General features: G+C 43.9%; 26 protein-coding genes, 1 tRNA gene, 1 pseudogene and 1 other annotated feature. Of the genes and pseudogenes, 22 read left to right on the top strand and 6 right to left on the bottom strand.

Annotation, left to right across the window (positions count from 1 at the left end):
- The first annotated feature begins 119 nt into the window (after positions 1–119).
- From GOM48_RS02545 to trpA, 14 genes are all read left to right on the top strand, one after another.
- Positions 120–575: a DUF3290 family protein gene (locus GOM48_RS02545; RefSeq protein ID WP_000675332.1), complete on the top strand. Its 456-nt coding sequence runs from the start codon at positions 120–122 to the stop codon at positions 573–575.
- Entirely contained in the window at positions 572–1,207 is a 636-nt protein-coding gene (locus GOM48_RS02550) for a DUF421 domain-containing protein (RefSeq protein ID WP_084926236.1), read from the top strand. Before GOM48_RS02545 ends, GOM48_RS02550 begins: the two co-directional genes overlap by 4 nt.
- Before the next feature lie 54 nt (positions 1,208–1,261).
- Positions 1,262–3,007: an ABC transporter ATP-binding protein gene (locus GOM48_RS02555; RefSeq protein ID WP_235098172.1), complete on the top strand. Its 1,746-nt coding sequence runs from the start codon at positions 1,262–1,264 to the stop codon at positions 3,005–3,007.
- On the top strand, positions 2,997–4,739 hold the full coding sequence (locus tag GOM48_RS02560) for an ABC transporter ATP-binding protein (protein ID WP_084949035.1): 1,743 nt from the start codon (positions 2,997–2,999) through the stop codon (positions 4,737–4,739). Before GOM48_RS02555 ends, GOM48_RS02560 begins: the two co-directional genes overlap by 11 nt.
- 104 nt (positions 4,740–4,843) lie before the next feature.
- Positions 4,844–5,536, top strand: coding sequence for a sugar transferase (locus tag GOM48_RS02565; RefSeq protein ID WP_125841149.1), 693 nt, complete (start codon positions 4,844–4,846; stop codon positions 5,534–5,536).
- A gap of 42 nt (positions 5,537–5,578) precedes the next feature.
- Positions 5,579–6,808 carry a DegT/DnrJ/EryC1/StrS family aminotransferase gene (locus GOM48_RS02570; protein ID WP_185768075.1) on the top strand — a complete coding sequence of 410 codons (1,230 nt, stop codon included), beginning with the start codon at positions 5,579–5,581 and terminating at the stop codon, positions 6,806–6,808.
- Between the two features lie 332 nt (positions 6,809–7,140).
- On the top strand, positions 7,141–8,319 hold the full coding sequence (gene trpB, locus GOM48_RS02575; RefSeq protein ID WP_235098174.1) for a tryptophan synthase subunit beta: 1,179 nt from the start codon (positions 7,141–7,143) through the stop codon (positions 8,317–8,319).
- Positions 8,310–8,541: a binding site (T-box leader), on the top strand. Its footprint overlaps the gene before it by 10 nt.
- A 71-nt stretch (positions 8,542–8,612) precedes the next feature.
- A complete protein-coding gene (trpE, locus tag GOM48_RS02580; RefSeq protein WP_038804942.1) occupies positions 8,613–9,974 on the top strand; it encodes an anthranilate synthase component I in 1,362 nt (453 codons plus the stop codon).
- Complete coding sequence (locus GOM48_RS02585; RefSeq protein ID WP_038804943.1) at positions 9,971–10,537, top strand: aminodeoxychorismate/anthranilate synthase component II; 567 nt, start codon at positions 9,971–9,973, stop codon at positions 10,535–10,537. The genes trpE and GOM48_RS02585 overlap by 4 nt, the downstream gene beginning before the upstream one ends.
- A 10-nt stretch (positions 10,538–10,547) precedes the next feature.
- Entirely contained in the window at positions 10,548–11,552 is a 1,005-nt protein-coding gene (gene trpD / locus GOM48_RS02590; protein WP_038804944.1) for an anthranilate phosphoribosyltransferase, read from the top strand.
- Positions 11,549–12,316 carry an indole-3-glycerol phosphate synthase TrpC gene (gene trpC / locus GOM48_RS02595; RefSeq protein ID WP_038804945.1) on the top strand — a complete coding sequence of 256 codons (768 nt, stop codon included), beginning with the start codon at positions 11,549–11,551 and terminating at the stop codon, positions 12,314–12,316. Before trpD ends, trpC begins: the two co-directional genes overlap by 4 nt.
- Positions 12,303–12,902: a phosphoribosylanthranilate isomerase gene (locus GOM48_RS02600; protein ID WP_038804946.1), complete on the top strand. Its 600-nt coding sequence runs from the start codon at positions 12,303–12,305 to the stop codon at positions 12,900–12,902. The genes trpC and GOM48_RS02600 overlap by 14 nt, the downstream gene beginning before the upstream one ends.
- Positions 12,880–14,103, top strand: coding sequence for a tryptophan synthase subunit beta (gene trpB / locus GOM48_RS02605; RefSeq protein WP_000331263.1), 1,224 nt, complete (start codon positions 12,880–12,882; stop codon positions 14,101–14,103). Before GOM48_RS02600 ends, trpB (GOM48_RS02605) begins: the two co-directional genes overlap by 23 nt.
- Positions 14,096–14,872 (top strand): tryptophan synthase subunit alpha, encoded by a 777-nt coding sequence (trpA, locus tag GOM48_RS02610; protein ID WP_235098176.1) that lies wholly within the window; start codon positions 14,096–14,098, stop codon positions 14,870–14,872. Before trpB (GOM48_RS02605) ends, trpA begins: the two co-directional genes overlap by 8 nt.
- Here trpA and GOM48_RS09900 read toward each other — a convergent pair.
- Positions 14,844–14,930, bottom strand: a pseudogene (locus tag GOM48_RS09900) (prepilin peptidase); the annotation flags it as partial. The gene trpA and the pseudogene GOM48_RS09900 overlap by 29 nt on opposite strands.
- Before the next feature lie 31 nt (positions 14,931–14,961).
- Positions 14,962–15,861: a helix-turn-helix transcriptional regulator gene (locus GOM48_RS02615; protein WP_125413602.1), complete on the bottom strand. Its 900-nt coding sequence runs from the start codon at positions 15,859–15,861 to the stop codon at positions 14,962–14,964.
- 78 nt (positions 15,862–15,939) lie between these two features.
- Here GOM48_RS02615 and GOM48_RS02620 point away from each other — a divergent pair, with 78 nt between their 5' ends.
- Positions 15,940–16,395 (top strand): effector binding domain-containing protein, encoded by a 456-nt coding sequence (locus GOM48_RS02620; RefSeq protein ID WP_125828075.1) that lies wholly within the window; start codon positions 15,940–15,942, stop codon positions 16,393–16,395.
- Here the strand turns inward: GOM48_RS02620 and GOM48_RS02625 are convergent.
- The gene (locus tag GOM48_RS02625) at positions 16,384–17,046 is read right to left on the bottom strand and encodes a prepilin peptidase (protein ID WP_235098178.1); all 663 of its coding nucleotides are present in this window, start codon (positions 17,044–17,046) and stop codon (positions 16,384–16,386) included. The genes GOM48_RS02620 and GOM48_RS02625 overlap by 12 nt on opposite strands.
- A 69-nt stretch (positions 17,047–17,115) precedes the next feature.
- On the opposite strand from GOM48_RS02625, the gene GOM48_RS02630 reads away from it, so the two are divergent.
- Positions 17,116–17,571: a GNAT family N-acetyltransferase gene (locus GOM48_RS02630; protein WP_235098180.1), complete on the top strand. Its 456-nt coding sequence runs from the start codon at positions 17,116–17,118 to the stop codon at positions 17,569–17,571.
- A gap of 142 nt (positions 17,572–17,713) precedes the next feature.
- Here GOM48_RS02630 and GOM48_RS02635 read toward each other — a convergent pair whose 3' ends face one another.
- The 3 genes from GOM48_RS02635 to GOM48_RS02645 form a co-directional block, all read right to left on the bottom strand.
- Positions 17,714–17,986, bottom strand: coding sequence for a hypothetical protein (locus GOM48_RS02635; RefSeq protein ID WP_235098182.1), 273 nt, complete (start codon positions 17,984–17,986; stop codon positions 17,714–17,716).
- A 184-nt stretch (positions 17,987–18,170) separates the two neighbouring features.
- Positions 18,171–18,243 (bottom strand) — tRNA-Lys (locus GOM48_RS02640).
- Between the two features lie 263 nt (positions 18,244–18,506).
- Positions 18,507–19,778: a replication-associated recombination protein A gene (locus tag GOM48_RS02645; protein WP_235098184.1), complete on the bottom strand. Its 1,272-nt coding sequence runs from the start codon at positions 19,776–19,778 to the stop codon at positions 18,507–18,509.
- Positions 19,779–19,893: 115 nt separating this feature from the next.
- Here GOM48_RS02645 and GOM48_RS02650 point away from each other — a divergent pair, with 115 nt between their 5' ends.
- The 6 genes from GOM48_RS02650 to pepF all read left to right on the top strand — a co-directional run bounded on the left by GOM48_RS02650 (position 19,894) and on the right by pepF (position 24,911).
- Positions 19,894–20,364: a DUF3013 family protein gene (locus tag GOM48_RS02650; protein ID WP_000257122.1), complete on the top strand. Its 471-nt coding sequence runs from the start codon at positions 19,894–19,896 to the stop codon at positions 20,362–20,364.
- 9 nt (positions 20,365–20,373) lie between these two features.
- Positions 20,374–20,805: an NUDIX hydrolase gene (locus GOM48_RS02655; RefSeq protein WP_235098186.1), complete on the top strand. Its 432-nt coding sequence runs from the start codon at positions 20,374–20,376 to the stop codon at positions 20,803–20,805.
- Positions 20,798–21,271 (top strand): GNAT family N-acetyltransferase, encoded by a 474-nt coding sequence (locus GOM48_RS02660; RefSeq protein WP_235098188.1) that lies wholly within the window; start codon positions 20,798–20,800, stop codon positions 21,269–21,271. Before GOM48_RS02655 ends, GOM48_RS02660 begins: the two co-directional genes overlap by 8 nt.
- Positions 21,272–21,408: 137 nt before the next feature.
- Positions 21,409–22,359 (top strand): 50S ribosomal protein L11 methyltransferase, encoded by a 951-nt coding sequence (prmA, locus tag GOM48_RS02665; protein WP_235098190.1) that lies wholly within the window; start codon positions 21,409–21,411, stop codon positions 22,357–22,359.
- A gap of 1 nt (position 22,360) precedes the next feature.
- Entirely contained in the window at positions 22,361–23,104 is a 744-nt protein-coding gene (locus GOM48_RS02670) for a 16S rRNA (uracil(1498)-N(3))-methyltransferase (RefSeq protein ID WP_235098192.1), read from the top strand.
- Positions 23,105–23,114: 10 nt separating this feature from the next.
- A complete protein-coding gene (pepF, locus tag GOM48_RS02675; RefSeq protein WP_084949002.1) occupies positions 23,115–24,911 on the top strand; it encodes an oligoendopeptidase F in 1,797 nt (598 codons plus the stop codon).
- The last annotated feature ends 20 nt before the right edge of the window (positions 24,912–24,931 follow it).

Raw genomic sequence — 24,931 nt, forward strand, 5'->3', positions numbered from 1 at the left:
CATTCAGATTATAGATTTTATTATACCAAAAAAAGGTCCATTTCCCCAACGTATGGCTTGAAAAATCACTCTCTTTCGTTTATAATTAAGAATGATTTTATGAAAGGGAGTGAAAATAAATGAAATTTTACTCATATGACTATGTACTTAGCCAAATCAGTCAGCAAAATGGCATCATGATTGGCTTTGGAATTGTTCTCCTAGCTATCACAGGATTTTTTGCTTTTAAAGCCTATCGAGATAAAAAGGGGACTAAGTTTCGGGAATTGGTCATGATTTTGGCCTTGACCTTGGTGGCCATGCTTTTGGTGACAATCTCAAAATACCAGACCAATCAAGCCTCTAACAACCAATTTCAAACCTCCCTTCATTTCATAGAGGTTGTTTCCAAAGATTTGGGAGTGGATAAATCAGAAGTTTATGTCAATACTTCTGCAGCCACTGATGGAGCGCTTGTCAAGGTAGGTCCAAATTTCTACCGCGCCATGAACGGGAGCCAACCAGACAAGTATCTTTTAGAGAAATTAGAATTGAATCAAACAGACGCTATTGAATTGGTGGAGGTAAACAAATGACACTCAATTATATGGAAATTTTAATCAAACTGGCCTTGGGTCTTTTCTCTCTTGTTTTTGTTATTAATGTGACAGGAAAGGGGAATCTAGCACCTAACTCTGCTACAGACCAAATTCAGAACTATGTTCTTGGTGGTATCATCGGTGGGGTGATTTACAATAGTTCAATCAGCATTCTGCAGTACGCAGTGATTTTGATGATGTGGACGATTTTGGTCTTGACCCTCAAGTGGCTCAATAACAATGTTCGTTTTGTCAAACGCTTGATTGATGGAAAACCAACTCTCCTTATCAAAAATGGGCAGATTGACCCAGAAGCCTGTCGTTCAGTTGGTTTGTCTGCAGCAGAAGTTGCTCTCAAACTTCGTAGCCAAGGGATTTTCCAGATGAAACAGGTCAAATGCGCTGTGCAGGAGCAAAATGGCCAACTCATCGTGGTCCAAATAGGAGATGAAAATCCTAAGTATCCAGTTGTGACTGACGGTGTGATCCAAGTCGATGTTTTGGAGTCGATTGGTCGTAACGAAGAGTGGTTGCTTGACAATCTCAGCAAGCAAGGGCATGACAATGTAGCCAATATCTTTATCGCTGAGTATGACAAGGGTGCGGTCACAGTCGTAACCTATGAATAAGAAAAACCTGGGGTCTTGGCCTCAGGTTTCTATTTGCAATCAGAAAGGGATGTTATGTCCATTATTCAAAAACTTTGGTGGTTTTTCAAGTTAGAAAAACGCCGTTATCTAGTCGGAATCGTGGCCCTGATCTTGGTTTCCGTCCTCAACCTCATTCCACCTATGGTTATGGGGCGGGTTATTGATGCTATTACATCGGGGCAATTAACCCAGCAGGACCTCCTTCTTGACCTATTTTACTTGCTTCTTGCAGCCTTTGGGATGTACTATCTGCGCTATGTTTGGCGTATGTATATCCTTGGGACTTCTTATCGTCTGGGACAGATTATGCGGTCTCGCTTGTTTGAGCATTTCACAAAAATGCCTCCAGCCTTTTATCAGACCTATCGTACAGGGGACCTGATGGCACACGCTACAAATGATATCAATGCCTTGACGCGTCTCGCAGGGGGTGGTGTTATGTCTGCGGTGGATGCCTCTATCACGGCTTTGGTGACTTTGCTGACCATGCTTTTTAGTATTTCATGGCAAATGACCCTAGTTGCCATTTTACCCTTACCTTTCATGGCTTATGCGACCAGTCGTCTAGGGAGAAAGACCCACAAGGCCTTTGGCGAATCCCAAGCTGCCTTTTCCGAACTTAATAACAAGGTACAGGAGTCTGTATCAGGTATTAAAGTGACCAAGTCTTTCGGTTATCAAGCGGACGAGCTGGAGTCCTTTCAGGCAGTCAATGAATTGACCTTCCAAAAGAACCTGCAAACAATGAAATACGATAGCCTCTTTGATCCCATGGTTCTCTTGTTTGTTGGTTCCTCCTATGTTTTAACCCTTTTGGTCGGTTCCTTGATGGTTCAAGAGGGGCAGATTACAGTTGGAAATCTGGTTACCTTTATCAGCTACTTGGATATGCTGGTCTGGCCTCTTATGGCCATCGGTTTCCTCTTTAATATCACTCAGAGAGGGAAGGTGTCCTATCAGCGGATTGAGGACCTCTTGTCTCAGAAATCATCTGTACATGACCCTGAGTTTCCTCTGGACGGTATTGAAAATGGGCGCTTGGAGTATGCCATTGACAGCTTTGCTTTTGAAAATGAGGAAACACTGACGGATATTCACTTCAGTTTGGAAAAAGGGCAAACTCTGGGTTTGGTCGGACAGACAGGTTCTGGGAAAACGTCCTTGATCAAGCTCCTCTTGCGTGAATACGATGTGGACAAGGGAGCCATTTACCTAAACGGTCACGATATTCGGGACTATCGCCTGACAGACCTTCGCAGTCTCATGGGCTATGTCCCTCAGGATCAGTTCCTCTTTGCGACTTCGATCTTAGACAATATCCGCTTTGGTAATCCTAATTTGTCGCTTGCAGCAGTTGAGGAAGCGACTAAGCTAGCCCAAGTTTATCATGATATTGTGGATATGCCCCAAGGATTTGATACGCTAATCGGTGAAAAGGGAGTCAGTCTTTCTGGTGGTCAAAAGCAACGTCTAGCTATGAGTCGGGCTATGATTTTAGACCCTGATATCTTAATTTTAGATGATTCCTTATCAGCCGTGGATGCCAAGACAGAGTACGCTATCATTGACAATCTTAAGGAAACGCGTAAAGACAAGACAACCATCATCACAGCCCATCGCCTCAGCGCAGTTGTCCATGCAGATTTGATCTTGGTTCTACAAAATGGTCAAATTATCGAACGGGGCACGCACGATGACTTGCTAGCCCTGGGTGGCTGGTATGCCCAAACCTACCAGTCTCAGCAGTTGGAAATGAAAGGAGAAGAAGATGCAGAATAAGAAAGAACAATGGGCTGTATTGAAGCGCTTGACGTCCTATCTCAAGCCCTATGGACTCCTGACCTTTTTGGCACTCAGTTTTCTCCTAGCGACGACGGTAATTAAAAGTGTCATTCCCCTTGTAGCTTCCCACTTTATCGACCAGTACCTCAGCAATCTTAACCAACTGGCCGTGACCGTTTTGCTGGCCTACTATGGCCTCTATATCCTACAAACTCTGGTCCAGTATGTCGGAAATCTTCTCTTTGCGCGGGTGTCCTACAGTATTGTCAGAGATATTCGTCGCGATACCTTTGCTAATATGGAGAAACTGGGCATGTCTTATTTTGACAAGACGCCAGCAGGTTCCATCGTCTCTCGTTTGACCAATGATACCGAGACCATCAGTGATATGTTTTCAGGGATTCTATCCAGCTTTATCTCAGCAGTTTTCATCTTTCTGACAACCCTGTATACCATGTTGATGCTGGATTTTCGTTTGACAGCTTTAGTCTTGCTCTTTCTTCCCTTGATTTTCCTTTTGGTCAATCTCTATCGGAAAAAATCAGTGAAAATCATCGAAAAAACCAGAAGTCTCTTGTCGGATATCAATAGTAAGCTGGCAGAGAATATCGAGGGAATCAGGATTATCCAGGCCTTTAATCAAGAGAAGCGCCTGCAAGCAGAATTTGATGAGATTAACCAAGAACACTTGGTCTATGCCAACCGTTCTGTAGCCTTGGATGCCCTCTTTTTAAGACCTGCCATGAGTTTGCTGAAACTCCTAGGCTACACAGTTTTGATGGCCTACTTTGGTTACCGTGGTCTTTCTATTGGGATAACGGCCGGAACCATGTATGCCTTTATCCAGTACATCAACCGTCTCTTTGATCCCTTGATTGAGGTGACGCAAAACTTTTCAACTCTTCAAACGTCCATGGTGTCTGCAGGCCGTGTCTTTGCCTTGATTGACGAGAAGACCTATGAGCCTCTTCAAGAAAATGGACCAGCCAAAGTCCAAGAAGGCAATATCCGTTTTGAACATGTGTGTTTCTCATATGATGGTAAACATCCGATCCTGGATGATATTTCCTTTTCAGTTAAGAAGGGTGAAACCATTGCCTTTGTAGGGCATACAGGTTCAGGGAAATCCTCTATCATCAATGTCCTCATGCGCTTTTATGAATTTCAGTCAGGCCGCGTTCTCTTGGGTGGTGTGGATATCAGGAACTACAGTCAGGAAGAGCTGAGAAAGAACATCGGTCTAGTCTTACAGGATCCCTTCCTCTATCATGGAACCATCAAGTCCAATATTGCCATGTATCAAGACATTAGTGATGAAGAGGTCCAGGCTGCGGCTGCCTTTGTTGATGCAGATTCCTTTATTCAGGATCTTCCGCTGGGTTATGATGCCCCCGTTTCCGAGCGTGGTTCGAGCTTTTCTACTGGCCAGCGTCAGCTTCTTGCCTTTGCTAGAACAGTTGCTAGTCAGCCTAAAATCTTGATTTTGGATGAAGCGACAGCCAATATTGACTCTGAAACAGAAAGTTTGGTTCAAGATTCCCTAGCCAAGATGAGACAGGGGCGGACGACCATTGCCATCGCCCACCGCCTTTCGACCATCCAGGACGCCAACTGCATTTATGTTTTGGACAAGGGACGCATCATTGAGAGTGGAACCCATGAGGAACTCTTGGCCTTGGGAGGAACCTATCACAAGATGTATAGTTTGCAGGCAGGGGCTCTTACCTAAAGAAGAATTCCTCTAAATTACAGATTTCTTGCACCGCCTTTTCCATTTTGTGGTATAATGAAAAATGTTGACAAATAGTATAATAAAAACAAAGGAGAAACAGCATGCTGAAATGGGAAGACTTGCCCGTGGAAATGCAATCAAGCGAGGTTGAGTCTTACTACCAGCTTGTCTCTAAAAGGAAGGGTTCGCTGATTTTCAAGCGTTGCCTGGATTGGGTTCTGGCCTTGGTTTTACTGATTTTGACTTCCCCAATCTTTCTCATCTTGAGTATTTGGATCAAGTTGGATAGCAAGGGACCTGTCATTTACAAGCAAGAGCGCGTGACCCAGTACAACCGTCCGTTCAAGATTTGGAAGTTCCGTACTATGGTGACGGATGCGGATAAAAAAGGAAGCCTAGTGACTTCTGCTAACGATAGCCGTATTACCAAAGTGGGAAATTTCATTCGCCGTGTGCGTTTGGACGAACTACCTCAGCTAGTCAATGTCCTTAAAGGCGAGATGTCCTTTGTTGGGACACGACCTGAGGTGCCACGCTACACGGAGCAGTATAGTCCTGAAATGATGGCGACCTTGCTCTTGCCAGCAGGAATCACCTCTCCAGCCAGCATCAACTACAAGGATGAGGATACGATCATCAGTCAAATGACGGAGAAAGGTCTGTCAGTTGAACAGGCCTATGTCGAACACGTCCTTCCTGAAAAGATGCGCTATAACCTCGCCTATCTCCGAGAGTTTAGTTTCCTTGGAGACATCAAAATCATGTTTCAAACCGTGTTTGAGGTACTAAAATAAAGTAGTCATGAGAAAATGAGTACAGATAAAAGGAGCAAATCAATGCCAAATTACAATATTCCATTTTCACCACCCGATATTACCGAAGCTGAAATTGCTGAAGTAGCGGATACCCTTCGTTCTGGTTGGATCACAACAGGTCCGAAGACAAAAGAACTGGAGCGTCGCTTGTCCCAATACACACAGACATCTAAGACTGTCTGCCTCAACTCTGCGACAGCCGCTCTTGAGTTGATTTTGCGTGTTTTGGAAGTGGGCCCTGGTGATGAAGTCATCGTTCCAGCCATGACCTATACAGCTTCATGTAGTGTCATCACACACGTAGGAGCGACACCTGTCATGGTGGATATTCAAGCAGATACGTTTGAGATGGACTATGACCTTCTTGAGCAAGCCATCACTGAAAAGACTAAGGTGATCATCCCAGTAGACCTTGCAGGGATTGTTTGCAACTATGACCGTTTGTTCCAAATTGTGGAGAAGAAACGCGACCTCTTTACTGCTTCAAGCAAGTGGCAAAAGGTCTTTAACCGTATTGTGATTGTCTCTGATAGTGCCCATGCTTTGGGATCAACTTATAAAGGACACCCCGCTGGCTCTATCGCTGACTTTACTTCCTTCTCATTCCATGCTGTTAAAAACTTTACAACGGCTGAGGGAGGAAGTGCGACTTGGAAGGCCAATCCAGCGATTGATGACGAAGAGATGTACAAGGAATTCCAAATCCTTTCCCTTCATGGTCAGACTAAGGATGCTCTTGCTAAGATGCAATTGGGTTCATGGGAGTACGATATCGTAACACCGGCCTACAAGTGCAACATGACGGATATCATGGCTTCGATAGGTTTGGTACAATTGGATCGTTACCCTGGTTTGTTGCAACGTCGTAAGGACATCGTGGACCGCTATGATCGTGGTTTTGCGGGTACTCGTATTCACCCATTGGCACACAAGACTGATACTGTCGAATCTTGTCGTCACCTCTACATCACCCATGTAGAAGGAGCAAGCTTAGAAGAACGCAACCTCATCATCCAAGAATTGGCTAAAGCAGGAATTGCAAGTAACGTACATTACAAACCACTTCCTCTCTTGACAGCCTATAAGAATCTTGGCTTCGATATGGCAGATTATCCAAGAGCCTATGCCTTCTTTGAAAATGAAATTACGCTCCCTCTTCATACAAAATTAAGCGATGATGAAGTCGACTATATCGTTAAGACTTTGGTGAGAATTTCCGAAGAAATCCTCGGTTCTGGAAAAAAATCATAAAAAAATCTTGACAAAGATAGAACAATAACATATAATATTCTCAATAAATCAGAAAAGTAACTATGTTTGATCTTCAGGGAGCCTGTGGTGATTGTGAACAGGTGGTTGGAAGTAGTGAAAGTGGGCTGATTTTAAAAATGAATTTGAAACAATGAAAATTCGGTGCGCACACCTTACAGTGCAACTTGTTGTTAGACAAGGCAGAGATGTAAGGGGGGATAGTCCCTTTATAATTGAGGTGGCACCGCGTTACCAACGCCCTCACACGGAAGTAGATTCTGTGTGTGGGCTTTTTTCATATCTTTAAATTAATACTGAAAGAGGAAAATTTTATGACAACTAAAGGATATTTTGGACAATTTGGTGGTAGTTTTGTACCGGAGCCGATTCAGGCTTTGTTGGATGAGTTGGAAGTGACATTTGACAAATACAAGGATGATCCAGAATTTTTGGCAGAATTTCGCCATTACTTGAAGGATTATTCAGGTCGTGAGACACCTCTATATTATGCAGAGAGCTTAACAGAACACCTAGGTGGAGCTAAGATTTATCTCAAACGTGAAGATCTTAACCACCTTGGTTCTCACAAACTCAACAACGTTTTAGGGCAAATTCTTCTTGCCAAACGTATGGGCAAAAAACGAGTGATCGCGGAAACAGGAGCTGGTCAACACGGTGTTGCGACAGCAGCGGCTGCAGCCAAGTTTGGTATGGCCTGTGATGTCTACATGGGGGCAGAAGATGTGGAACGTCAACGCCTCAATGTTTTCCGCATGGAGATGATGGGAGCAACTGTTCACGCGGTTGAAACGGGAACTCGAACTCTCAAGGACGCGGTTGATGCAGCCTTTGGAGCATGGATGAATGATCTTGAAGCCTTCTACGTTTTGGGATCTGCTGTAGGTCCTCATCCTTATCCTACAATTGTTCATGAATTCCAAAAGGTCATCAGTGAAGAATCTCGTCGTCAAATCTTAGAAAAAGAAGGCCGTTTACCAGACTACGTCATTGCCTGTGTAGGTGGTGGTTCCAATGCCATCGGTGCTTTTTCACAGTATGTAGCTGATGAAGAAGTCAAATTGATTGGGGTAGAAGCCGCTGGTCACGGACTTGACACAGACAAGCACGCAGCCACTATGACAAAAGGTAGTGTCGGAATTGTCGACGGTATGAAGACTTATGCAGTCTTTAAGGAAGATGGAGAGCTGGCGCCAGTTTACTCTATCTCAGCTGGTTTGGACTATCCAGGGGTTGGTCCAGAACACGCCTACTTTAAAGATTCTGGCCGCGTAGAATATGTGGCAGCGACAGATGAAGAAGCGGTTCAAGCCTTGCTCCTTCTTAGTAAGACAGAAGGGATTATCCCAGCGATTGAAAGTTCGCACGCGATCGCAGAAGCAGTTAAACGTGCACCGAAACTAAGTAAAGATGAGATTATCATCATCAATGTCTCTGGGCGTGGAGACAAGGACGTAGCTGCGATTGCAGACTACCTAGAAGCTAAAAAATAAGAGATGGAAAAATTACAGTCTTTTCTCTCCCAGAGAGCTTGTGGTTGCTGGAAACAAGCAGAGAAAACTGTAAGGTTGGGTCCATCTGAAACGAGAGAAGAAAACATAATTCTCAAGGGAGTGCCCTTTATCGCACAGCCTGTTACAGAATCTTTCTAAGACAGGAATGAGAGATAGGAGAAATCCTATAATTGAGGTGGCACCGCGAATTTCGTCCTCACGCAAGTTATTTTGCGTGGGGATTTTTCATACAGTCGCCACGGACTAGAATTAGAACTGAAAGGGAAATTACAATGGAACGAATCATTCATGGAGATGTCTTATCACCAATATTGGCTTATATGCGTCTAAAGGGGCAACACAAGGTTATCTTAGAGAGTATTCCGAGAGACAAGGAAACCGCTCGTTTTTCTATCCTAGCCTATAATCCAGTTTTTGAGATTCAGTTTGAAAATGGAGTCCTTTATCAAAATGGTCAAGTGATTGATCGGGATCCTTTGGATTTCCTTTATGAAGTGACTCATAAGAGCCAGCACCATTCAGACCTACCTTTTGGTGGGGGAGCTATTGGCTTTGTGGGGTACGATATGATTTCTCTTTATGAAGAAATTGGACAAATCCCTGAGGATACCATTGGGACGCCAGACATGCATTTCTTTGTCTATGAGAGCTATATGGTCTTTGACCACAAGAAGGAAAAAATTCATGTCATAGAGGATGCTCTCTATAGCGAGCGCAGTCAAGAAGACTTGAAAGAATCCTTGAACCAAGTGCTTGTGGAATTACGCATCCCTGCTCCAAATGAATTTGAAGATTTGGATTTATCTCCGCTCGACTTCAAACCGCATATCGCTCCTCAGAAGTTTGAGCAAATGGTCGAAACAGCTCGTGACTTGATTCGTAACGGGGATATGTTCCAATGTGTGCTCAGTCAGCGTTTCTCAGCAGAAGTTACTGGAAATCCATTTGATTTCTATAGGAATCTTCGAGTGACCAATCCATCTAATTACCTCTATTTCTATGATTTTGGGGATTATCAAATCATCGGTGCCAGTCCTGAAAGTTTGGTTTCTGTCAAAAACGGTATCGTGACAACCAATCCGATTGCAGGTACGCGACCAAGAGGCACAGCGGATGAAGAGGACAAGGCCTTGGCGACAGACCTGCTTTCTGATGAGAAGGAAACAGCAGAGCATCGGATGTTGGTAGACTTGGGGCGTAACGATATTGGTCGCATCTCTGAAACAGCCAGTGTCCAAGTCACCAAGTATATGGAAGTGGAGCTCTTCCGCTATGTCATGCATTTGACCAGCGTGGTGAAAGGGCGTTTGCTTCCCGAACTCACTGCCATGGATGCTTTGAAAGCTACACTTCCAGCTGGGACAGTTTCAGGAGCACCAAAGATTCGGGCCATGAGACGCATCTATGAACTGGAAACGGAAAAACGGGGCGTATATGCAGGAGCAATCGGCTACTTGTCTGCGACGGGTGATATGGACTTCGCCATCGCCATCCGAACTATGATTCTCAAAAATCAAAAAGCCTATGTTCAGGCTGGGGCAGGGATTGTCTATGACTCTATTGCTCAAAACGAATATCAAGAAACCATTAACAAGGCTAAATCTATGACTAGAATTGGAGAACTAAGACCATGATTTTATTGATTGACAACTATGATTCTTTTACCTATAACTTGGCCCAGTACATTGGGAGTTTTGCAGAAGTGCAGGTCTTGAGAAATGATGATCCCAAGCTGTATGAAGAAGCTGAAAAAGCAGATGGTCTGGTCTTTTCTCCTGGTCCCGGTTGGCCAGTTGATGCTGGAAAGATGGAAGACATGATTCGTGACTTTGCCGGCAAGAAGCCGATTCTAGGGATTTGTTTGGGTCACCAAGCCATCGCAGAAGTCTTTGGTGGGAAGCTAGGTTTGGCTCCAAAAGTCATGCATGGGAAACAGAGCCATATCAGCTTTGAAGCGCCATCTGTTCTCTATCAAGGCATTGAGGATGGTCGTCCAGTCATGCGCTATCACAGCATTTTGATTGAAGAAATGCCAGAAGGCTTTGAAGTGACAGCTCGTTCGACTGATGACCAGGCCATTATGGGAATTCAACACAAAACCCTGCCGATTTATGGCTTCCAGTACCATCCAGAAAGTATCGGAACGCCAGATGGCTTGTCTTCTATTCGAAATTTTATCGAGAAGGTTGTAAAGTGAGGAAACTAGGATGAAAGAAATTATTGAAAAACTAGCGAAATTTGAAAATTTATCAGGTGTGGAAATGACGGATGTCATTGAGCGTATCGTAACTGGGCGTGTAACCGAAGCTCAGATTGCTTCTCTTCTCTTGGCCCTTAAGATGAAGGGGGAAACACCTGAAGAACGCACAGCCATTGCACAAGTCATGAGAGGCCATGCCCAACACATTCCAACTGAGATACATGATGCCATGGACAACTGTGGTACAGGTGGGGACAAGTCTTTCAGCTTTAACATTTCCACAACTGCAGCCTTTGTCTTGGCTGGTGGCGGCATTCATATGGCTAAGCACGGTAACCGTTCGATTTCTTCTAAATCGGGTTCTGCAGATGTCCTTCAAGCATTGGGCATCAATCTTGACCTCAAACCAGCTGAACTAGGTAAGGTTTTTGATAAAACTGGCATCGTCTTTCTCTTTGCTAAAAATATGCACCCAGCTATGAAATACATCATGCCAGCACGTTTGGAATTGGGAATTCCAACAATCATGAACTTGACTGGTCCACTGATTCACCCAATGGCCTTGGAAACACAGCTTCTTGGGATTAGTCGTCCAGAACTGCTAGAAAGTACCGCTCAGGTTTTGAAAAATATGGGCCGCAAGCGTGCCATCGTGGTTGCTGGACCAGAAGGGCTGGATGAAGCTGGCTTGAACGGAACAACCAATATTGCTCTTCTTGAAAATGGCGAAATCACCTTGTCAAGCTTCACTCCAGAGGATTTGGGGATGGAACGCTACGCTATCGAAGATATCCGTGGTGGCAATGCTCAGGAAAATGCAGAAATTTTGCTCAGCGTTCTTCAAAACGAACCAAGTCCATTCTTGGAAACGACAGTCTTGAATGCTGGTCTTGGTTTCTATGCTAATGGTAAGGTAGCTAGTATCAAGGAAGGAGTTGCCTTGGCTCGTCAAGTGATTGCTAGTGGCAAGGCCCTTGAAAAACTCAGACTGTTACAGGAGTACCAAAAATGAGTCAGGAATTTTTATCACGAATCTTAGAACAGAAGGCGCGTGAAGTCGAGCAAATGGAGCTGGAGGAAATCCAGCCCTTGCGCCAGACCTATCGCTTGGCTGACTATTTAAAACAACATCAAGACCGTTTGCAGGTAATCGCTGAGGTCAAGAAGGCTAGCCCTAGTCTGGGAGATATCAATCTCGATGTGGATATTGTGCAACAGGCCCAGACTTATGAAGCGAACGGAGCAGTGATGATTTCGGTTTTGACAGATGAAGTTTTCTTTAAAGGGCATTTGGATTATTTGCGTGAGATTTCCAGTCAGGTAAACATTCCGACGCTTAATAAGGACTTTATCATCGATGAAAAGCAAATCATCCGTGCTCGCAATGCGGGTGCGACAGTCATCTTGCTCATTGTGGCAGCCTTGTCAGAAGAACGCCTTAAGGAACTTTACGACTATGCGACAGAGCTTGGTCTAGAAGTTTTGGTGGAGACTCACAATCTTGCTGAACTAGAGGTGGCCCACAGACTGGGTGCTGAGATTATTGGGGTTAACAACCGTAACTTGACCACCTTTGAAGTCGACTTGCAGACCAGTGTAGACTTGGCTCAGCACTTTAAGAAAGGTCACTATTACATTTCTGAATCTGCCATTTTCACAGGACAGGATGCGGAACGAGTAGCATCATCCTTTAACGGAATTTTGGTGGGAACAGCTCTCATGCAGGCAGAGGATGTGGCTCAAAGAATCAAGGAGTTGCAGATTGACAAAGGTTAAGATTTGTGGATTATCGACCAAAGAAGCGGTAGAGACAGCCGTATCAGCAGGGGCAGACTACATTGGTTTTGTCTTTGCGCTTAGTAAAAGACAGGTGAGCTTGGAAGAGGCTGCTGAGCTCGCAAAGCACATTCCTTCCGATGTAAAAAAGGTTGGCGTATTTGTTTCACCAAGTAGGACAGAACTACTAGAAGCAATTAAAAAAGTTGGCTTGGACTTGGTTCAAGTTCATGGTCAGGTAGCAGATGATTTGTTTGAGGATTCACCTTGTGCCAGCATTCAGGCTGTGCAGGTGGATGGAGAGGGGCATGTGCCCAATTCTCGGGCAGATTATCTACTCTTTGATGCCCCTGTGGCAGGGAGTGGCCAGATCTTTGACTGGGGCCAACTGGATACGGCAGAACTAGCTCAGCCTTTCTTTATCGCAGGTGGGCTTAAGGAAGACAATGTAGTAAAAGCAATTCGACACTTTACTCCCTATGCAGTCGATGTATCAAGTGGAGTGGAGACAGATGGACAAAAAGATCATGAAAAGATTAGAAGATTTATAGAGAGGGCAAAGAATGGCATATCAAGAACCAAATAAAGATGGATTTTACGGAAAATTCGGCGGACGTTTTGTCCCAGAAACATTGATGACAGCAGTTTTGGAGTTGGAAAAAGCTTATCGTGAAAGTCAGGCGGACCCAAGTTTCCAAGAGGAATTAAACCAGCTCTTACGCCAGTATGTAGGACGTGAAACTCCCCTTTACTACGCAAAAAACTTGACCCAGCATATCGGTGGAGCTAAGATTTATCTCAAACGGGAAGACCTCAATCACACAGGGGCCCACAAGATTAACAATGCCTTGGGCCAAGTTCTTCTGGCTAAGCGCATGGGCAAAAAGAAAATTATCGCTGAAACAGGTGCTGGTCAGCACGGTGTAGCAACTGCAACAGCTGCAGCCCTCTTTAACATGGAATGTACCATTTACATGGGTGAGGAAGATGTCAAACGACAAGCCCTCAATGTCTTCCGTATGGAGCTTTTGGGAGCCAAGGTTGAGGCAGTAACAGATGGTTCGCGCGTGCTCAAGGATGCGGTCAATGCAGCCCTCCGTTCATGGGTGGCAAATATCGACGATACCCACTATATCCTTGGTTCTGCCTTAGGACCTCATCCATTCCCAGAAATCGTTCGTGACTTCCAAAGTGTCATCGGTCGAGAAGCCAAACAACAGTACCGTGACTTGACAGGTCAAGATTTGCCAGATGCCCTAGTAGCCTGTGTTGGTGGTGGTTCTAATGCTATCGGTCTCTTCCATCCATTTGTAGAAGATGAGTCTGTAGCTATGTATGGGGCTGAAGCAGCAGGACTAGGTGTGGATACGGAGCACCACGCAGCTACCTTGATCAAGGGTCGTCCAGGTGTTCTCCACGGTTCGCTTATGGATGTGCTCCAAGATGCACATGGACAAATCTTAGAAGCCTTTTCTATCTCAGCCGGTTTGGACTATCCTGGTATTGGCCCAGAACATTCTCACTACCACGATATCAAACGTGCCAGCTATGTTCCTGTGACGGACGAGGAAGCCTTGGAAGGATTCCAACTCTTGTCTCGCGTGGAAGGGATTATTCCAGCCTTGGAATCTAGCCATGCCATTGCTTTCGCAGTGAAATTGGCCAAAGAACTTGGTCCAGACAAGTCAATGATTGTCTGCCTATCCGGTCGTGGGGACAAGGATGTAGTTCAAGTCAAAGACCGCTTGGAAGCAGATGCAGCAAAGAAGGGAGAAGCCCATGCCTAAGACTTTAACAGAAAAATTGAATGCTATCAAAGCAGCAGGAAAAGGAATTTTTGTTCCCTATATCATGGCTGGAGACCATGAGAAAGGTTTGGATGGTCTCGATGAAACAATCCACTTTTTAGAAGATTTGGGTGTTTCAGCCATTGAAGTGGGTATTCCCTTTTCAGACCCTGTTGCAGATGGACCTGTGATCGAAGAAGCAGGATTGCGCAGTCTAGCTCACGGGACTTCTACTCAGGCTTTGGTTGAAACCTTGAAAACCATTCAGACAGAAGTTCCGCTTGTCATCATGACCTACTTCAACCCCCTCTTTCAGTACGGTGTGGAGAAATTTGTCAAAGATCTGGCAGATACAGCAGTTAAGGGCTTGATTATCCCAGACCTGCCTCATGAGCATGCCAACTTTGTAGAGCCCTTTTTGGCAGACACAGATATCGCCTTGATTCCCCTAGTTAGTTTGACCACAGGACTCGAGCGCCAAAAAGAGTTAATCCAGGGAGCTGAGGGCTTCGTCTATGCCGTTGCTATCAATGGGGTAACAGGAAAATCAGGAAATTACCGTGCAGACTTGGACAAGCACCTGGCGCAATTGCATCAAGTAGCTGACATCCCAGTCTTGACAGGTTTTGGCGTATCTAGTCAAGCAGATGTAGAACGCTTCAATGCGGTGTCAGATGGTGTTATCGTTGGTTCGAAAATTGTAAAAGCTCTCCACCAAGGAGAGCCGATTCAGGACTTTATCAAACAAGCAGTAGCTTACCAAAAATAATCAAACAAGCAGCAAGTAAGAGGAAAGGCACAAAAGGAAGTCTTTCCTTTTTCTTTTGAGGGTATAAGTTCATGAATGACAGTTGAATATTAGTTTGGGTATTGCTTATGAATGGTATCTATATAGTTGGTGAAATGTTTCAGGAAATGCTTAGGAGATATAACAGTGATGTATTTTCCAAAAGCAAGCAAGGTATTGTATCCCCAATCATTGTCGTTTAACGGATAAATAATCTCGTAAATATCGCTATTAATAGGTTTTATGGCATTATAGCCTAAGAGTTCCACAAATCGATCAAGAACAATTTTCTGGACATGCAGGATGACAGGTACTTTGTTTTCATTCATCCATGTACCACCATCATAGGGAAGTGGTGTAAAATGTCTTTTTGAAAAAGTATCAGAGAGAGTAAGTTCACTAATTCTAGCAACTTTAAAAACAGAAAAACGCGCTTTATCAGTATCGTAGGCATCCATATACCAACTTCGGTCCTTATAGACAATACGGTAAGGCTCACAATTTTTTTGACTCACCAGTCCTTGTGAATTAATATAGGAAAATTTTATTTTTACTCTACCTCTGATAGCTTCCAATAACTTAAAAATCAAAGTTCGTATTTCCAAGTTCCCTTGAGATAGAGACAAATCAATTTCGAAATCAGAGTATGTATTGGTAGCATTTAATTTCAATATAGCATTGAAAGTAGAGGTATCTTCCAATACTTGATAGCGACTTTTTAAACCGGATTCGATCGAAAGCCGTTCGGATTGGGTCAGGGGAGGTTTGTCAGTTTGGAAGTCTTCCATAAGAAAAATGCCTCCATTTTTTCCTTTCATTACATAGAGAGGAATGCCTGCAAGAGATAAATCATCAATATCTCTCATAATAGTTCGTGTGCTGACTTTAAAAAGTTCTGATAATTCTTTAGCTGTTGTTTTTCGTTTATTTACTAAATGAGAAATAATCCCCATTTGACGGTCGATTTTCATAATTTTCTCCTTAAATATGACAGATAGTTGTCATATTACCTTTGTTATGATTATACCATAAAGAAAGGAGTTCATATAATGAAACATCAAACTAAACCATCGTTTACCTTAGTTGGCAAGAGTATTTTGATAGAAGGAACTACAGTTCATGAACATCACTATTCTAAAGAGAAAACGGCATTCTATACTCAGTTATTTAAAGAAGGAATGCTAGGAAAATTGATGCCCCATTCCATAGATAAAAGAGGCTATGCTTTGATAGTTCCTCATGAAGATGGTATACAATACTACGCAGGAGTTGCGGCAAATAATGCTGTGGCAGGTTACGAAAGCATTCTTGTCCCAGAGAAAGATTATTTAGTAAGCTCAGCCAGTGGTGATAAATCAAGACTCTTGTTTGATAAATTGGAGGATAACTTTTTTGAGGGAGAATATAGCTCGCTTTACAATGATGGAATTATCTTAGAAATACTTTTAAACGGTAATCCCATGGATGCAGAAGTTGAGCTTTGGGTTCCCAATTCAACAAACTAATAAGAACTGATAGAAAATTATTATAGTCGCAGCAAGTAAGAGGAAAGGCACAAAAGGAAGTCTTTCCTTTTTCTTTTGCAGGAGAAAGGCCAGGATGCCCGCCGCAGAAGCAAACTGGATCAAGATGAGTAATTCTGTCGTGCTAAAGACGAGGGCACAAGAAGCTAGAAAGAGGAAATCTCCTGCGCCCATGCGGATATCAATAAAATGAGCTATGATTCCAAGGGCAAGAAAGAAGACCATAACCAGATTCCAACCAGAGCAGGCCATGAGGATTAGGTGGAAAGTCAGCCAGACTAGTAAGGGATATTCCTGATGGCGAAAGTCATAGATTCCCAAGGTCAAGCCAGCAGTTATGAGGATGACTTGTCCTATGGAAATCCAGCCCCAAGACCAAGCTAGAAAGAGGAATCCTAACCCAAATTCAAAGAGAGCATACCAGACAGGATAGCGAGTCTTGCAGTAGCGACAGCGAAAGCGATTAAAGACCTGCGAGAGGATAGGAATCAAATCCAACGGACGCAAGCGAGTCTGACAGGAATCGCAGTGACTAGCTGGACTGATAATGGATTGCTCAGGAAAACGGTCAATAACCAAACCAAGAAAGGAAGCGAGAATGGTCCCGACAAGAAAAAAATAAAGATCAATCATACTTATCTATTCGTAAAAAATAGGAGAAGTGGTATAATGGAGAAACATAGATAAGGTGGTGAGGTCAAGATGATGATTCGTTTTGAAGAAAATGTGAGCATAGAAAACGCTCAGCTCTTATGCCAATGGTCCAACTCCCTTGGCAAATCCTTTCAGGAACAATGGATGGGAACAATGATTCCTTTTCCCTTAACAATTCAAATCTTGCAAGATTTGGAAGGAATCTTTTCAATCTTTGATGGACAAGAGTTTGTGGGGCTTATCCAGAAAATCAGGCTAGAAGACAGGAATCTTCATATCGGGAGATTTTTTATCAACCCTCAGAAGCAGGGGCAAGGCTTAGGTAGCCAGGCTTTAAGGAAATTTATTAGTTTGGCCTTTGAAAATGAAGACATAGATACTATTTCTCTAAATGTCTACGAGGCAAATCAAACAGCTTACAATCTTTACCAAAAAGCAGGATTTGAAATCGTTCAAATGGTTGAAGTACCTATACGAAAATACATCATGAAAAAGGGGAGATAGAAGATAAAGAGGATAGGGAAAACTCAGCTTGAGTACAAAATCTAGTAAATCTTTCCATAATAAAAACGCATAATATTAAATTTTTTGAACATCTGACATTATGCGTTTTTATGATTTTAAGATTTTTATCTGCCCTAATAGATTAATTATTTTTTCTATATTCCCCATCTAGTTCGTTTAATTGTTTACCAGTTAATCGAAGGATTTTATCCTGCTTACATCTTGTTATAATATCAACAATTTTCTTTGATATTTCTTTAAACATTTTCTTTGATTCATTATTTTGAAGTCTAGGAGATGTTTCTTTGGCGACATAGTAAGCCTGATTGTCTTCAACAGTTATTAAACTCAGAATTTTATTAGCAATATTCTCATCGAAATAGTACGGTTTGAAAGAATCGCCTTTTTCTTTCATAATTTTCGATAGATAGAGTTTTCTTTTCTCGTTTAGGGTGCCCAATGATAATAATATGTTTCATATTTCTAACTCCTTTATTGGAAATAAATTAGATTTTAAGATGTTCCATTTTTTAAACTTATTTATAAAGATAGAACTATCAAAAAAGCCTTGAAACCAAGGCTTTTTCCTGTTGTTTAGATGCCCCCTGCAGGGCTCGAACCTGCGACCCATAGATTAAGAGTCTACTGCTCTACCAACTGAGCTAAGGAGGCAAAGAAAAAGCTGTATTGGTGCCGAAACTTCACGGTTTGTATTGAACCCGCGCAATTAAGCAGGTGGGCAACTCGCTCTAACTGAAGCTGTTTCCGTGTGAGACGGCCTACATGCTGTTAGAAGACTTTTGTTTCCCTAATAATACAAAAAATAGTCGGTCAACACTTAAGTGTGAAGTCGTACACCACAGCGTTTCTATGTTTATATGATACCACTTTTTCAAAAAAAATCAAGAGGAAAATGCAATTATTTGAAAAGGATTTCACAAGTTTCGTAATTTATCAATGGTTTCCTTGCGTTGCGCCAAGGCCCGTTCGTATTTGCCAGTATCCTCTGGAGTGAAATAGTGCTGGCTTTTAATTTTTTCTGGCAGATAGTCTTGCTTGACCCAATTTCCAGGATAGTTGTGCGGATAGAGATAATCTTGGGCGTTGCCTAGTTCCTTGCTTCCGCTGTAGTGGCCATCGCGCAGGTGTCGAGGGATAGGCAAATGCCCTGATGTTTTGAGATCAGCAAGGGCCTTGTCCATAGCGACGTAGGCTGAGTTGGATTTTGGAGAGAGGGCCAAATCAATCACGACATTGGCAATGAGGATGCGAGCTTCTGGGAAACCAATCTTTTGAGCAGCATCTAGAGCAGTTACGGTATGGATCTGGGCCTCAGGATTGGCCAAACCGATATCTTCATAGGCGATAACAGTCAAGCGACGAGCGAGACTAGGAAGATCTCCAGCCTCAATCAAGCGGGCAGCATAGTGGAGACTGGCATCGACATCCGAGCCACGGATGGACTTTTGCAGGGCTGAGAGGACATCGTAGTGACCGTCCCCATCCTTATCCATGGTAATGTAACTTCTCTGCAGGCTGTTTTCCATGATATCCAGTGTGATATGGCGGATGCCCTTGTCATTTTCGGGAGTAGAGAGAACAGCCAGATCCAGCGAGTTAAAGGCAGAACGCAGGTCTCCATTTGTAGAGGTCGCGATAAAATTCAGCGCATCCTCATCTAGCTCAACTGGGAAATCAAAACCACGCTCAGGGTCAGTTAGAGCTATCAGAATCGCCTCTTTGACGTCTTGATTGGACAAGGGTTCTAACTCAAAAATCTGAACACGACTGCGAATGGCTGGAGTGACAGAAAAGAAAGGATTTTCAGTCGTAGCCCCAATCATGATGATGAGTCCACTTTCCAAGAGGGGAAGTAGAAAGTCTTGCTTGGTTTTGTCTAGTCGGTGAATCTCGTCCAGTAGCAGAACCAGTCCTCCAGAAAATTTAGCTTCTTCAGCGATTTCTTGCAGTCGCTTCTTACTATCAACTGTCGCATTAAAGGTCCGGAAGGCATACTTGGTCGTTCCAGCGATGGCTGAGGCGATACTGGTCTTTCCGATTCCTGGAGGTCCGTAGAGAATCATGGAGGACAGACGATTGGCTTCCACCATGCGACGGATAATTTTTCCTTGTCCGACCAGATGCTTCTGACCGATGACCTGGTCGATGGTTTTTGGGCGCATGCGAAGCGCGAGATTGTCTGGCATAGCAGTCCTTTCTAACATGGATTTTCTGATGTATATGTGGTAAGATGGTAGTATCTATTTTAGCATATTTCCGAGCAATCGGGGCGATTAAAGAGTCGCATAGAAAGAGGACAAAATGGCAACATACGGATTTTTAGATGTTTTAGAGGAAGAGTTGGAGAAGAACTTTCCCTTTGACTTTGAGATTAGTTGGGACAAGCGCAACCATGCGGTAGAAGTGAGTTTTCTACTAGAGGCACAAAATGCTGCAGGTGTGGAGATGGTGGATGAAGACGGAGAGGTTTCGTCAGACGATATCCTATTTGAGGAAGCGGTACTCTTTTACAATCCTGCCAAGTCAACCGTCAATGAAGAAGACTATTTAACGGTCATTCCTTATCTGCCTAAAAAAGGATTTTCTCGCGAGTTTTTAGCTTATTTTGCGCTTTTCCTTAAAGATACTGCCGAGGTTGGACTAGATGCCCTTATGGACTTTTTAGAAGATCCAGAAGCAGAGGAATTCGTCATGGAATGGAACCAAGAAGTCTTTGAAGAAGGGAAAGTTGGCTTGGAAGAGGGAGAGTTTTACCCTTATCCGAGATACTAGGAGTCTAATATGGGAATAGAAATTTCTGATTTTACAGGTTGCAAGATTGCCCTCTTTTGTGGTGATAAGCTCTTAACTATCTTACGTGATGACAAATCAAACATTCCATACCCTAATACCTGGGAATTGCCAGGTGGCGGACGAGAGGGTGATGAAAGTCCTTTTGAGTGCGTGGCGCGTGAAGTTTATGAAGAACTGGGGATTCATCTGACTGAAGATTGCCTGCTTTGTAGCAAGGTGTACCCAAGTATGCTTTTTGAGGGGAAGGAATCCGTCTTTCTAGTTGGAAAATTGGCTCAGGAACAGTTTGACAAGATTGTCTTTGGTGATGAAGGGCAGGGCTACAAACTGATGAGCGTTGAGGAGTTTCTTGGCTCAGATAAGGTTGTACCCCAGTTGCAGGATAGGGTGAGGGAATATGTGGAGAGAGACTATGATTAGACTTGAACGAGCAGGAGCAGAAGATTTAGAAACCATTATTGCCATTCAAAGAGCTAGCTTTAAGGCTGTCTATGAAAAATATCAAGATGAGTATGATCCCTATCTCGAGGATCGTGAACGAATCAAGTGGAAATTGGTTGAGCGTCCCAATAGCTATTACTACTTTGTGAAAGAAAAGGAAGAAAATATCGGATTTTCACGAGTTCAGACCAATGAAGAGTTGACGGAGGCTTGGTTGGGAACGGCAGCGATTTTACCCCAGTATCAAGGAAAAGGTTATGGTTCTGAGGGACTGAGATTGCTGGAAAAGGAATTTCCGACGATTAAACAGTGGGATTTGTGTACGGTATTACAGGATGCGGGTATGGTCGCTTTTTATGAGAAAAATGGCTACCGTCAAACTCATATCGAGCCTGAAAAAGAAGGTATGGATATGGTTTACATGAAAAAATTGATTGACAAATAGAAAGGATGGTTCAGTTAAATTTCTAAACTGAACCCGCCCTAAACACTGTGCCAAAAAGATAAACTTCTCTTAGACACAAGCGTCTTCAGAGAGTTTCCTATTTTGGCTTTGTGTTTTACGGGCTTGGTATCTTAATTATGGAAACATGGCAAGAGTTAAAAGTTACAGTGAAGCGTGAGGGAGAGGAGCTGGTCTCCAATCTCTTGATTGAGTTGGGCGCCCAAGGTGTTGCGATCGAAGATAGTATGGACTATGTGGGGAATGTCGACCGTTTTGGCGAGATTTTCCCAGAGGTCGAGCAACAAGAAGAAATCATAGTGACAGCCTACTACCCTGATACAGTTGATGTAGCTTTAGTTGAGGCGGACTTGCAGGCTCGTCTGGCAGAATTGACAGACTTTATGGATCTTGGAGAGGTCAAGATGGGGACGACTGCCTTGGCTGAGGAAGACTGGGCAGACAACTGGAAGAAATACTATGAGCCAGCTCGCATCACTCATGACTTGACCATCGTGCCGTCTTGGACGGACTATGAGGCGACTGCGGGAGAAAAGATTATCAAGCTGGACCCTGGCATGGCCTTTGGGACTGGGACGCATCCAACCACTAAGATGAGCCTCTTTGCCTTGGAGCAGGTTCTTCGTGGTGGCGAAACGGTGCTAGATGTGGGGACTGGTTCAGGTGTCCTTTCTATTGCCAGCTCACTTCTTGGCGCTAAGGAAATTTTCGCCTATGACCTGGATGATGTGGCGGTTCGGGTGGCTCAGGAAAATATCGAGCTCAACCCTGGCATGGAAAATATCCATGTAGCGGCAGGAGATTTGCTTAAGGGGGTTGAGATTAAGGCAGATGTGATTGTGGCTAATATCTTGGCGGATATCCTCATTCATCTGACAGAGGATGCTTATCGTTTGGTTAAGGACGAAGGCTACCTGATCATGAGTGGCATTATCAAGGACAAGTGGGACATGGTGCGCGAGTCAGCTGAGTCAGCTGGATTTTTCCTTGAAACCCACATGATTCAAGGAGAATGGAATGCCTGTGTCTTTAAGAAAACCAAGGATATTTCAGGTGTGATTGGAGGCTAGCATGCAGCAGTATTTTGTCAAAGGTAGTGCTATCTCTCCTGTCACCATTGAGGACAAGGAAACCAGCAAGCATATGTTTCAGGTCATGCGCCTGAAGGAAGATGATGAGGTGACCTTAGTCTTTGATGATGGAATCAAGCATTTGGCGCGTGTGCTGGATGTGGAAAATCGTCAGTTTGAGTTGGTCCAAGAGTTAGCTGACAATGTGGAACTGCCAGTCCAAGTGACCATAGCATCAGGCTTTCCCAAGGGAGACAAGCTGGAGTTTATCACTCAAAAAGTAACCGAACTCGGTGCTAGTCAGATTTGGGCCTTCCCTGCAGACTGGTCGGTTGCTAAGTGGGATGGCAAGAAATTGGGTAAAAAGGTTGAAAAACTAGAAAAAATCGCCCTTGGAGCGGCAGAACAAAGCAAGCGTAATCTGGTCCCAAGTATCCAGCTTTTCGAGAAAAAAGCAGATTTTCTAGAGCAACTAGACCAGTTTGACTCTATCATCGTAGCCTACGAAGAGTCGGCTAAAGAAGGAGAAGCCGCTGCTCTCCTACAAGCGGTCGCAGGTCTTGAAAAAGGAGGTAAATTGCTCTTTATCTTTGGTCCAGAAGGGGGTCTCTCACCTGCAGAAATCGAAAGTTTTGAAGCTAAAGGAGCTGTCTTGGCAGGTCTTGGCCCTCGCATTTTGCGAGCGGAAACAGCCCCACTTTACGCCTTATCAGCCCTTAGTGTTTTAGTAGAATTAGAGAAATAAGAGGAAGAAAATGGAACAAAAACACCGTTCAGAATTTCCAGAAAAGGAACTTTGGGACCTAACTGCCCTATACCAAGACCGTGAGGATTTCTTGCGTGCAATCGAGAAAGCTCGCGAAGACATCAACCAATTTAGCCGGGACTACAAGGGCAATCTTCATACTTTTGAGGATTTTGAGAAGGCCTTTGCGGTATTGGAACAAATTTATATTCAGATGAGCCATATCGGCAATTACGCCTTTATGCCTCAGACGACAGACTATAGCAATGAAGAGTTCGCCAATATCGCCCAAGCTGGGATGGAATTTGAGACAGATGCTAGTGTAGCCTTGACCTTCTTTGACGACGCTTTGGTGGCGGCAGATGAAGAAGTTTTGAATCGTTTGGGTGAATTGCCTCACTTGACGGCAGCCATTCGTCAGGCTAAAATCAAAAAAGCCCACTATCTTGGGGCTGATGTGGAGAAGGCATTGACCAATCTTGGTGAAGTTTTCTATAGTCCACAGGACATTTATACTAAGATGCGTGCTGGGGATTTTGAAATGGCTGACTTTGAAGCCCATGGCAAAACCTACAAAAACAGCTTTGTAACCTATGAAAATTTCTACCAAAACCACGAGGATGCGGAGGTTCGTGAGAAATCTTTCCGCTCCTTCTCAGAGGGACTTCGTAAGCACCAAAATACAGCTGCGGCAGTCTACTTAGCCCAAGTCAAGTCTGAAAAACTATTGGCAGATATGAAGGGCTACGACTCAGTTTTTGATTATCTTCTGGCTGAGCAAGAAGTGGACCGTGCTATGTTTGACCGCCAGATTGACCTCATCATGAAGGACTTTGCACCAGTTGCCCAGAGATACCTCAAGCATGTTGCCAAGGTCAATGGTCTTGAAAAGATGACATTTGCAGACTGGAAATTGGACTTGGATAGCGCCCTGAATCCTGAAGTGACTATTGACGATGCCTATGATTTGGTTATGAAGTCAGTCGCACCATTGGGTCAAGAATACACTCAAGAAATTGCCCGTTACCAAGAAGAGCGCTGGGTAGACTTTGCTGCTAATAGTGGCAAGGATTCTGGCGGTTATGCGGCGGATCCATATCGCGTGCACCCTTATGTCCTCATGAGCTGGACAGGTCGTTTGAGCGATGTCTATACCTTGATTCATGAAATTGGTCATTCTGGTCAATTCATCTTTTCAGATAATCACCAAAGTCACTTTAACGCTCATATGTCGACCTACTATGTCGAAGCGCCATCAACCTTCAATGAATTGCTTCTTAGTGACTACTTGGAGCACCAATCTGATGATCCGCGTCAAAAACGCTTTGCCCTTGCTCACCGCTTGACAGATACCTACTTCCATAATTTCATTACCCATCTCTTGGAAGCAGCCTTCCAGCGCAAGGTTTATACATTGATTGAAGAAGGGGAGACCTTTGGAGCAAGCAAACTAAACAGCATTATGAAGGAAGTCTTGACAGATTTCTGGGGAGATGCTATTGAGATTGATGACGATGCGGCTCTGACTTGGATGCGCCAAGCTCACTACTACATGGGTTTGTATAGCTACACCTACTCAGCTGGACTTGTTATCTCGACAGCTGGCTATCTCCATCTAAAAAACTCTGAGACTGGAGCTAGAGACTGGCTCAATCTCCTCAAATCAGGTGGCAGCAAGACACCGCTTGAGTCAGCCATGATTATCGGAGCCGATATCTCAACAGACAAACCACTCCGTGATACCATCCAGTTCTTGTCTGATACAGTTGACCAGATTATCGCCTACAGTGCTGAGTTGGGGGAGTAGGGCTTAGACAGATTTCTAGG

Origin of the sequence: Streptococcus oralis, assembly GCF_021497885.1 — a bacterium.
Taxonomy (GTDB): Bacteria; Bacillota; Bacilli; order Lactobacillales; family Streptococcaceae; genus Streptococcus; species Streptococcus oralis_BQ.